The sequence below is a fragment of the Streptomyces sp. NPDC057654 genome, assembly GCF_042800135.1.
Taxonomy (GTDB): domain Bacteria; phylum Actinomycetota; class Actinomycetes; order Streptomycetales; family Streptomycetaceae; genus Streptomyces.
In genome coordinates, this window is the sequence record NZ_JBHVHQ010001019.1 from 1 (window position 1) to 2,822 (window position 2,822).

Annotated in this window: 2 protein-coding genes; one reads left to right on the plus strand and one right to left on the minus strand. The window is 70.0% G+C overall.

Annotated features, from left to right (window positions below):
* The coding region (locus ACFU99_RS39810; protein ID WP_384402474.1) for a magnesium and cobalt transport protein CorA at nucleotides 1-1,028 on the plus strand (1,028 nt) is incomplete at its 5' end.
* Nucleotides 1,029-1,102: 74 nt separating this feature from the next.
* Here ACFU99_RS39810 and ACFU99_RS39815 read toward each other — a convergent pair.
* Nucleotides 1,103-2,647, minus strand: coding sequence for an alpha/beta hydrolase (locus tag ACFU99_RS39815; protein WP_384402477.1), 1,545 nt, complete (start codon nucleotides 2,645-2,647; stop codon nucleotides 1,103-1,105).
* Nucleotides 2,648-2,822 lie beyond the last annotated feature (175 nt).

Consider the following 2,822-nt stretch of genomic DNA (forward strand, 5'->3'; position numbering starts at 1 on the left):
CGGGCCGCGGCAGCATCGTGCAGGCGGCGGTCTACCGCGACGGCCATCGCGTCGCGACCCCGGCCACCCTCGCCGAGACCTACCGGCAGCTGCACGCGGAGCCGTCCGGCATGGCGTGGATCGGGCTGCACCGCCCCAGCGAGGCCGAACTGGTCTCGCTGTCCGACGAGTTCGACCTGCACCAACTGGCGGTGGAGGACGCGCTCGAAGCGCACCAGCGCCCGAAGCTGGAGCGGTACGGCGAGACGCTCTTCGTCGTGCTGCGCGCCGCCCGCTACCTCGACGCACCGGAGGAGGTGGACTTCGGCGAGCTGCACGTCTTCGTCGGCCCGGACTTCGTCATCACCGTCCGGCACGGCGCGGCCCCCGACCTGTCCACCGTGCGCAGCCGCATGGAGGCCACGCCCGAGCTGATGGCGCTGGGCCCGGAGGCGGTGCTCTACGCGATCCTCGACGCGGTCGTCGACGGCTACGCGCCGGTCGTGGAGGGCGTGCAGAACGACATCGACGAGATCGAGACCGAGGTGTTCGGCGGCGACCCCGCCGTGTCGCGGCGCATCTATGAACTCTCCCGCGAAATGGTCGAGTTCCAGCGCGCCACCCGCCCGCTGGTGGGGATGTTGCGGGGGCTGATGGCGGGGTTCACGAAGTACGGCACGGACGAGGAACTCCAGCGCTACCTCCGCGACGTCGCCGACCACGTCACCCACACCAGCGAGCGCGTCGACGGCTTCCGGTCGGCGCTCGCCGACATCCTCGCCGTCAACGCGACGCTGGTCACCCAGCAGCAGAACGCCGAGATGCGGGCGCTCGCCGAGGCCGGTTTCGAGCAGAACGAGGAGGTCAAGAAGATCTCCAGCTGGGCGGCCATCCTCTTCGCGCCGACCCTCGTCGGCACGATCTACGGCATGAACTTCGACCACATGCCGGAGCTGCACTGGCTGCTCGGCTATCCGTTCGCGATCGGCCTGATGGCGCTGGTCTGCGTGAGCCTGTATTTCATCTTCAAGCGGCGCGGCTGGCTGTGACGCCATCACGCTGTGACGCTGTGACGCTGTGACGCGCACGAACCAGCCGAGCCGCTCGGTGGCCTGACGGGCCGTCAGCGGCCTGCCGGGGCCTTCTCGCAGGTGGTGTCCTTCGCGGGCAGCCGGCCGGTGCTCAGATAGTCGTTGACCTGCCGGTCCACGCAGGCGTTCCGGTACCAGCCGTAGACGCCGTGCACCCGCGCCTTCAAGGTGATGAGCCGGGAGTTCGGCATCTTGTGGTGCAGGCCCTGGCCGTTGGCGTAGCTGGTGCGCGGGTCGCCGGTGGACTGGACGATGAGGCCGGGCACATCATTGCCGGAGATCATCGGCGGCTCCGCCGGCTTGCCGCCGGGCCAGAACGCGCAGGGGGACACGCCGTTGGCGAGCGGACCGTACAGCGGGTCCTTCGCGCGGCTCGCCTCGACGTTCTTCCGGTACCAGGAGAGGTCGTGCGGCGCCTGCCGGTCCGCGCATATCAGGGACATCTGAAGGGAGTTCTGGTTGTCCATCGCGGCGTCGGGCCTGCCGAGCGCGGCGGCCAGCGCCTCGGTCGGCTCCACGGTCCGGCCCTGGGCCGCGTCGTAGAGCAGCCTGATGTTCTTCGCCGCTTCGGCGAAGTCCCGGTCGTCGGACATCATCATCATGTACGCGGCCGGCACCTGCTGGCCGTCGGCGGTGTACGGGCCGACCTTCAGGGGCTCGCGGGCGGCCTGCCGGGCTATGCCCTCGACGGTCGCGCGCACCTTGGCGGGGGTGTCGCCGAATCCGTACGTGCTGTTCCGGGGAGCGGCCCAGCGCGCCCAGGCGTCCATGAACTCCTCGTTGACCCGCCCCATGTCCCGGAACGCCTGGGTGCCGTACCGGCCGGGGTCCATGGCGCTGTCCAGGAGCAGCCGGTCGACACGGCCGGGGAACATGTTGGCGTAGACCGCGCCCAGATAGGTGCCGTAGGAGACGCCGAAGTAGGAGGTCTTGCGCTCCCCCAGGACGGCGCGGAGCAGGTCCATGTCGCGGGCGGTGTTGCGGGTGGTGAAGTGCCGCGGATACGACATCTTCTTCCCGTATTTCTGCTGACAGGACGCCATGAGCTGCTTCTCGTACCGGGCTTGGGCACGGAAGTCCGCGTCGTCGTAGCCGGCCGAGCGGAGCCAGTGGCCGCTGGTGCCGCAGTGCAGCGGGCTGCTGCGGCCGACGCCGCGCGGGTCCATGCCGATCAGGTCGTAGCGGGCGGCGAGTTTCTCGCCCATGGCCGCCCGTGATTCGAGGGGCATGTCGAGGGTCGTGCCGCCGGGGCCGCCGGAGTTGTGCATCATCAGCCCGATGCGGTGGCGGGTGTCGGTCGCCTTGATCCGGGAGAAGCCGACGGACAGCGTGGGCCCGTCCGGCCGGCTGTAGTCCAGCGGCACCCGTATCGACGCGCAGCGCGCCCCGGCCTTGTCGAGATCCTTGACGCCGCATTTCTCCCAACGCACTTTCTGCTGGGTGAATTTGCGGAGGTTCGAGGGCTCGGCGCGCTGCTGGGCGGAAGCGGTCTGTACGGGCGCGAGCAGGCCGGCGGCAGTGGCCGCGGCCAGCGCGGCGACGGCCGCGGTGCGGCGCAAGGATCGCAGTCTCTTCACGGAGGATTTTCTCCTTGTAGGGATCGTCAGTTGGCGGAACGTCACGTGACGGACAGTCATCGATGGGCGTCGGCCCTCGGCACGAGCTGGAAGATGCGGTCGGCGGCGTCCACGACCGCCTGGGAGGCGTCGTCGCGCCGGGGGACCTCGTTGACGGCGACGAACACGGCCCGGC